General features: G+C 65.9%; 6 protein-coding genes. 4 read left to right on the top strand and 2 right to left on the bottom strand.

The features are described from left to right. Window positions 1-796, top strand: a 796-nt coding sequence (locus VFK57_00635) for an IS1595 family transposase (GenBank protein ID HET7694191.1), incomplete at its 5' end; no start/stop codon positions are given. A 105-nt stretch (window positions 797-901) separates the two neighbouring features. Here VFK57_00635 and VFK57_00630 read toward each other — a convergent pair. Next, window positions 902-1,519 carry a hypothetical protein gene (locus tag VFK57_00630; GenBank protein HET7694190.1) on the bottom strand — a complete coding sequence of 206 codons (618 nt, stop codon included), beginning with the start codon at window positions 1,517-1,519 and terminating at the stop codon, window positions 902-904. A gap of 226 nt (window positions 1,520-1,745) precedes the next feature. Here VFK57_00630 and VFK57_00625 point away from each other — a divergent pair, with 226 nt between their 5' ends. Next, on the top strand, window positions 1,746-2,183 hold the full coding sequence (locus VFK57_00625) for an FKBP-type peptidyl-prolyl cis-trans isomerase (protein ID HET7694189.1): 438 nt from the start codon (window positions 1,746-1,748) through the stop codon (window positions 2,181-2,183). A 33-nt stretch (window positions 2,184-2,216) separates the two neighbouring features. Here the strand turns inward: VFK57_00625 and VFK57_00620 are convergent, their stop codons facing one another. Continuing rightward, the gene (locus VFK57_00620; protein ID HET7694188.1) at window positions 2,217-3,260 is read right to left on the bottom strand and encodes an outer membrane beta-barrel protein; all 1,044 of its coding nucleotides are present in this window, start codon (window positions 3,258-3,260) and stop codon (window positions 2,217-2,219) included. Between the two features lie 82 nt (window positions 3,261-3,342). Between VFK57_00620 and VFK57_00615 the strand changes: the two genes are divergently transcribed. Both VFK57_00615 and VFK57_00610 read left to right on the top strand, forming a co-directional pair. Beyond that, window positions 3,343-5,784 (top strand): ABC transporter permease, encoded by a 2,442-nt coding sequence (locus tag VFK57_00615; GenBank protein HET7694187.1) that lies wholly within the window; start codon window positions 3,343-3,345, stop codon window positions 5,782-5,784. Window positions 5,785-5,943: 159 nt separating this feature from the next. Beyond that, window positions 5,944-6,672, top strand: a complete 729-nt coding sequence (locus VFK57_00610) for a hemerythrin domain-containing protein (GenBank protein ID HET7694186.1) — start codon at window positions 5,944-5,946, stop codon at window positions 6,670-6,672. Window positions 6,673-6,678: the final 6 nt, after the last annotated feature.

Below are 6,678 nucleotides of genomic sequence, written 5' to 3'. Positions count from 1 at the left end.
CGGGCAGCATCCTCGCGCACAGTTCTCGCTCAAGGTCGGCACCGTGTTTGAGGATTCGCCGCTCGGATTGGACAAGTGGCTGCCCGCGTTGTGGCTGCTCACCGGTTGCAAGAACGGCATCAGTTCGTACGAACTGGCGCGTGCACTCGGCGTGACTCAGAAATCCGAGTGGTTCATGCTCCACCGGCTTCGTCTCGCGTTGCACTCCGATGTGAGTCGTAAGCTCGGCGGGCACGTCGAAGCCGATGAAACCTACATTGGCGGCAAAGCGCGCAACATGCACATCAAGAAGCGGAAGCGCATGGGGATCACTATGGGCCGCTCGATGGCGGGCAAGATCGCCGTCATGGGCCTGCTGGAGCGCCACGGCAACGACGGACAGAGCCGCATCCGCACCAGCGTGCTCACCGGTCGAAAGAAGGGGCACATTCAGCCCGTCGTGCGTGAGCACGTCATCCCCGGTTCGACCCTGCACACCGACGCGCATTTTTCTTATCAAGGATTGCAGCGCGAGTTCACACATCTCGTTGTTGACCACGCTGAGAAGTACGTCGATGGGCAGATCCACACCAACGGCTGCGAGAATTTCTGGTCGCTGCTCAAGCGCGCCATCAAGGGCACCTACGTTTCGGTCGAACCGTTCCATTTGTTTCGCTACCTCGATGAGCAGGCATTCCGCTTCAACGAGCGTTCGTTGAATGACGCTGGCCGCTTCTTCCTCGGACTCGCTGGAATCGTCAATCGTCGTCTCACCTACAAGGCGCTCATCGGCTCGGAGTTGCCGCAAACGTGCTAGAGAAGAAAAAGCCCACCCGCAACAGAGACGCGGCCGACATCCGCGCCGATGATCCAGAACGCGCGATGGAGCAGTTCAACGACGGACTGCGGCGCGTCATGCGATTCAATGCTTCCCGGTCTCCAAGCCCAAGTTCGCGGAAAGGTACGCGAACTCGGTCCCGTTCGCGTTCGTGATGTGAGCCTTCACAATCGCGATTACGTCGCGGTGCTTCTGATCCGGACGCGGAGGCGCTAGCAGCCTGTCGGTCGAAACGGAAATTTGATAGATCGACCGATCGTCTTCGACCAGGCAAAAGAGCGGATTCTCGTCCGGTTGCGGGCTGACGAGCGCGGCGGTTCCTAGATCGCTCTTTTGGTGCGTCGGCATGCGAAGTCCGTCCATGAGAGTCTTGACGCGATTGTCTAAATCGCCTGCGCCAGCACCGGAAAAAATGTGCGGCTCCTCTCGTAGCAACAACAAGATTTCGAGCCGACACCCCATGCGGTTAGCCAAACGGACGAGCGGTACGAACCGTACGCCGTGGCGCTCGTACTCGTTCGCAATGAGATCCACTTCCGCCTTCCCGTTTCGGTCCGCCATGGTTAGGTACTTAAGCGAACCGCTCCCGTACCACAGCGCACGCAATTGAGGATGCAGTTGTTGTCGGATACGGTGCTTTAGGTCCGCGCTCGCCCTGCTCTCCGGAGGCAGTTCGCCGTCGTAGATGAGATGGAACTTCATCTCGTGCCCGCCTTCGGGCCAACGTTCAAGTTCATGGTGAATCACATTCTCCCGATACATTCACTCCTTCCCACCGGTTTTTCACGGTGGAGCATACAATTACGAGCCTAACCGGCGTTGTGTTGGTTAGGCAAGTATATTGTTACCGCTACTGGCTACTGGCTACTGGCGACCGGTTACCGGTTACCGGTTACCGGGCCTGAGTGACTGCGGTAAGATCGCGTCTGTGATCCGTGCTCTCTTTTCCATCCTGTGTCTCGCCGCCGCGATCGGTGTCGGCGCCTGCGCCGAGAGTCCCACCGGTCCGTCATCCGGCGCCCCGTACAGCCAGGTCGATCTCCGAATCGGCAGCGGCGCCGACGCGGTGACCGGGAAGATCGTGATCGTCAACTACACCGGCTGGCTCTACGATCCGACCAAGACCGACGGCAAGGGGCTCCAGTTCGACTCGTCGGTCGGCCTCGATCCGCTGACGTTCACGGTCGGCGGCGGACAGGTGATCGCGGGGTTCGATCGCGGCGTGACCGGGATGAAGGTGGGCGGCGCACGGCGGATCGTGGTGCCGCCGTCGCTCGGCTACGGCTCGTCGCGCAACAACTCGATCCCGCCGTTTGCGACGCTGGTGTTCGAGATCGAGCTGGTCGACGTCGTCCAGACGCAGTAGCGCGGGCTGCCGCCCGGCGGCGCACGTCCCGAATCAGCCGCCGATGTGCACGCGGATGCCGGCGATCAGCGAGCGGGCACGGTCGTCGATGTTGAACTCGCTGTCGTCGGTCGCCTTCCCTTTCAGCCGCGCGAAATCGAGCTGGCCGAACAGCGCCACCCGCGGCTTCACCCAGATTTCCGCTCCCCCGCCGTAGACGTAGCTCCAGCCTTCGGTCTGCAGCTCGAAGCGCTGGGACACGTCGCCGAGCGTCTGGCTGGTCACGTGGGTGGCCTGGTGATAACTCATGCCGCCCTGCCCGTAGAGACGCACCGGACCCGCCTGGACGCCGGCTTTGGCGACGAGATTCCAGATGTCCACGTTCATCGACGTATCGAACGTGAAGCCGTCGCCGCCCGAGATCTTGACCTTCTGCGGATGCAGGAAGCTGCCCTCGACGCCGAGGTAGCGCGTGATCCAGTACGTCGCGCCGAACGTATAGGCGTAGGGCGACCCGTCGCCCGAGCAGGTCTGGAGGTTGCCGCAGTTGAGGGGGAGGACGTCGCGGTACGAGGTCAGCCCGGCGCCGGCGAACATCACGAATCCGCGCGGCAGGGGCGCATGGGGAATCGACGCGCCGGACGATTCTTCCCCGGGCACGGGGTCCGGCGGCGGCGTGTAATTCCCGCTGATCAGCAGCAGCGTCGGGTTGGCGGGGGCCGCGTCGATGACGATGGTGTTGACCCGGCGGACCCAGAACAGCCCGCTGATCTCGCGGCGATCGCAGCCCTCCGCCGCCGGCGGGGCGGGACGCGAGACTTCGGCGATGACGACCCGGCGTATCTTCTCGCAGGTGTCGACGAAGATGTTGGCGTCCATTTCGGCCTTGCCGTCCTTTTCCGGCAAGGTGAACGGAATGGTCACGTCCCCGGACTGATCGACGGTGCCGGTGCCGGCGGCCGCCCCGTTCAGCACCACTTCGACGGAGGTGCCGACTGGAAGGTGCCGCACCATCACACGCTGCGCCGCCGCCGTTCCCACACCCAGGCTCACATTCAACGCGGCCGCCATGCCGAGCAGCCGCAGAGGGCTTGTCATTCGCGCTCCTTCGAGACCTCTGATTATGTCCTGAAACTTCCGTTAACCATCGGTGTCTTTCTCTCGTATTGGTAGGACAGCGATGCTCAGAGATCTCAAGTTCGCGCTCCATCTGATCGTCAAGGACCGCTGGTATTCCGCCGTGGCGATCATCGCCCTGGCGCTCGGCATCGGCGTGAACGCTACGGTGTTCACGCTGGTGAACGCGGTGCTGCTGCGCGGCCTGCCCTACAAGGACTCCGACAAGCTCTACATGCTGTCGGCGCAGCCGAGGCAGGGCGGGCGATCGCTGATCTCTCCGATGGAGCTCGACGACTGGCGCGAGCAGGCGCGCAGCTTCACCGCCCTCGCCGCCTTCACCGTGTCGGGCGCCAACGTCGCCGACGATCGCGCCGCGCCGCAGTCGGTCCGCTCCACCCGGCTCTCGGCGAATGCGTTCAGCCTGCTCGGGCAGCAGCCGCTGTTCGGGCGCGACTTCGCCCCCGGTGACGACGCCCCGGGAGCCGAGCGCGTGGTGCTGCTCGGCTACGCGCTGTGGAAGAACCGCTACGGCGACGACCGCAGCGTGATCGGCAAGTCGCTGCGAATCGACGGCAAGCCGGCGACGATCGTCGGCGTGATGCCCGACGGGATGATGTTCCCGTCGAACGCGGAGATGTGGGTGCCGCTGGTGCGCGCGCCCGAAGACAAGCGCAGCTCCCGCTACGTGCAGGTGTTCGGACGGCTGCGCGACGGGGTGACGAAAGCGCAGGCGCAGACCGAGTTGAACGGCATCGCGGCGCGCCTGGCGGCGGCGTATCCCGACACCAACAAGGAACACCCCAAGGCCAATGTCGAGACGTTCAACGAGCGTTTCAACGGCGGCCCGATCCGGACGGTGATGCTCGCGATGATGGGCGCGGTGAGCTTCGTGCTGCTCATCGCCTGCGCCAACGTGGCAAACCTCCTCCTGTCACGTTCGGTGCACCGCTCGCGCGAGATCGCCGTCCGGATCGCCCTCGGCGCCACCCGCTGGCGCGTCGTCCGTCAGCTGCTGATCGAGAGCATCTGTCTCGGCGTCATGGGCGGCGCGATCGGGCTCGGGCTCGCGGTGATCGGCGTGCGGCTGTTCGACCGCGCGGTCGAGGGCTCGGGCAAGCCCTACTGGGTCATCTTCACGTTCGACGCGACGGTGTTCGCGTTCCTCGCCGCCATCTGCGTCCTGACCGGCATCATCTTCGGCCTCGCGCCGGCGCTGCAGGTCACGAAGACGAACGTGAACGACGTGCTGAAGGAAGGGGGGCGCGGCAATGCCGGCGGCATGCGCGCGCGCTGGCTCACCGGGACGATGGTGGTGCTCGAACTGGCGCTCACCCTGGTGCTGCTGGTCGGCGCCGGCCTGATGATCCGCAGCTTCATGAAGCTGTACACGCTCGACCTGGGGATCAAGACCGACAACCTGCTGACGATCGGGCTGGGGCTGTCGAACACGAAGTATCCGAACGCGGAGGCGCGGCGGACGTTCTACGACAGTTTCGCCCCGCGCCTGGCGACGATTCCGGGCGTCCAGTCGGTCGCGTTCACGACGAGCGTGCCGCCGTTCGGGTCCGGCACGCGCCAGTACGAGCTCGAAGGGGAGCCGGTGCGCGGCGCGGAGCAGGAGGCGCCGCGGGTCAGCACCGTCGTCGTCAGCCCCGGGTTCTTCGACACCGTCGGGGTGCAGCTGCGGCGCGGGCGGGTGTTCCACGACAACGACGGCAACGCCGGCGCCGAGACCGTGATCATCAACGAGCGCTTCGCGGCGGAGGTGTTCAAGAACGAGGATCCGATCGGGCGCCGGCTGCGGTTCGTCCAGACGCCGCCGCCGGGTCAGGCGGCGGACAAGCCGCAGCCGCCGGCGGTGTGGCGGACGGTCGTCGGCATCAGCCCGACGATCCGGCACGCCAACTCGCAGGACGCGCAGCCGACCAACGTCGTCTACATTCCGGCGCGTCAGGAGCCGCCCGGGTTCAGCAACATCCTCGTCCGCACGGCGCTGCCGCCGGGGAGCGTGATGAGCGCGGTCCGCGAGCAGATGCGCAGCGTCGATCCCGATCAGCCGGTGCAGAACGTGCAGACGATGGGGCAGATGCTCGATCGGCAGATGTGGCCGTACCGCGTGTTCGGCAGCCTGTTCGCGATTTTCGCGGCGATCGCGCTGGTGATGTCGGCGGTGGGGCTGTATGCGGTGATGGCCTACTCGGTGACGCAGCGGCGGACCGAGATCGGCGTGCGGATGGCGCTGGGGGCGAACGACAGCAACGTCCGGTGGCTGATCCTGCGCCGGGGGCTGTGGCAGATGGGGCTGGGTCTGGCGATCGGGCTGGCGGGCGCGTTCGGTCTGAGCCGGGTGCTGCGGACGCTGCTGGTGCAGGTGACGCCGACCGATCCGCTGACGTTCGTGGTGATCACCGTCCTGCTGACGGGGGTGGCGATGGCGGCGTGCCTGATCCCCGCCCGCCGCGCCTCGCGCGTCGATCCCCTCGTCGCCCTCCGCGCGGAATAGGGACTGTCCCCGTTTCCGGGGCGGCGCGCGGCGAAACGCGACGAATCCGGCCGGTTTCCGACTGCCCCTGCCCGTAAGTCATTGTCCCGCCCCCGGAAATGGGGACAGTCCCCGTTTTCGGGACGGGCACTTGCATGGCTCGCCGCACGAGGAGGCGATTTGGCCAAGCGAACGTCTCGAAAGCAGACAAAACCGAGCAGAAAAAGCGCCGGCAATACAGGGCGGACGCGCGGCGCCGCGCGCAAGAAGGCCACCCCCGCGCGCAGAGCGAAGACCGCCACCGCGCGCCGCAAGACCGCCGCGCGCGCGGCCGCGACCCGGACGACGCGGCGGCGCAAACCGCCGGAACCCTCCCGCCTCTCCTCCGCCAAGACCGCCGTCAAGGGGGCGGTCGCGAACGCCGTCGCCGCGGTCGCCAGGCGGCTGCCCGGCGCGTCCGCGGACGTGGACGCCATCACCCTCCTCGAAACCGATCACCGCCGTCTGCAGGACCTGCTGAAGCGCGGCGAGGACACGACGGATCGCGCCAGGACCGCGCGCCGCGACCTGCTCAACACCATCACCGCGGAGCTGGCCGCGCACGAACTGATCGAAGAGCAGCTGCTCTACCCTGCGCTGAAGCAGTATCCGGAAGCCCGCGAGATCGTGCTCGAGGGATTCCAGGAGCATCACGTCGCCGATCTGATCGTCAAGGAGCTGCACGCGGTCGCGACGGACGACGAACGTTGGGGCGCCAAGTTCAAGGTGCTGAAAGAGAACATCGAGCACCACATCCAGGAGGAAGAAGGCCCGATGTTCCGCACCGCGCGCGGCGTGATGTCGCGCGAGGAGCTGCAGGCCCTCGGCACGCAGATGGCACGCATGAAAGCGGAGGCCGCCCGCCGCTGACCCGAC

Source organism: Vicinamibacterales bacterium, from assembly GCA_035699745.1.
GTDB lineage: Bacteria > Acidobacteriota > Vicinamibacteria > Vicinamibacterales > 2-12-FULL-66-21 > JAICSD01.
This window is presented reverse-complemented; position numbering and strand designations above follow the sequence as displayed.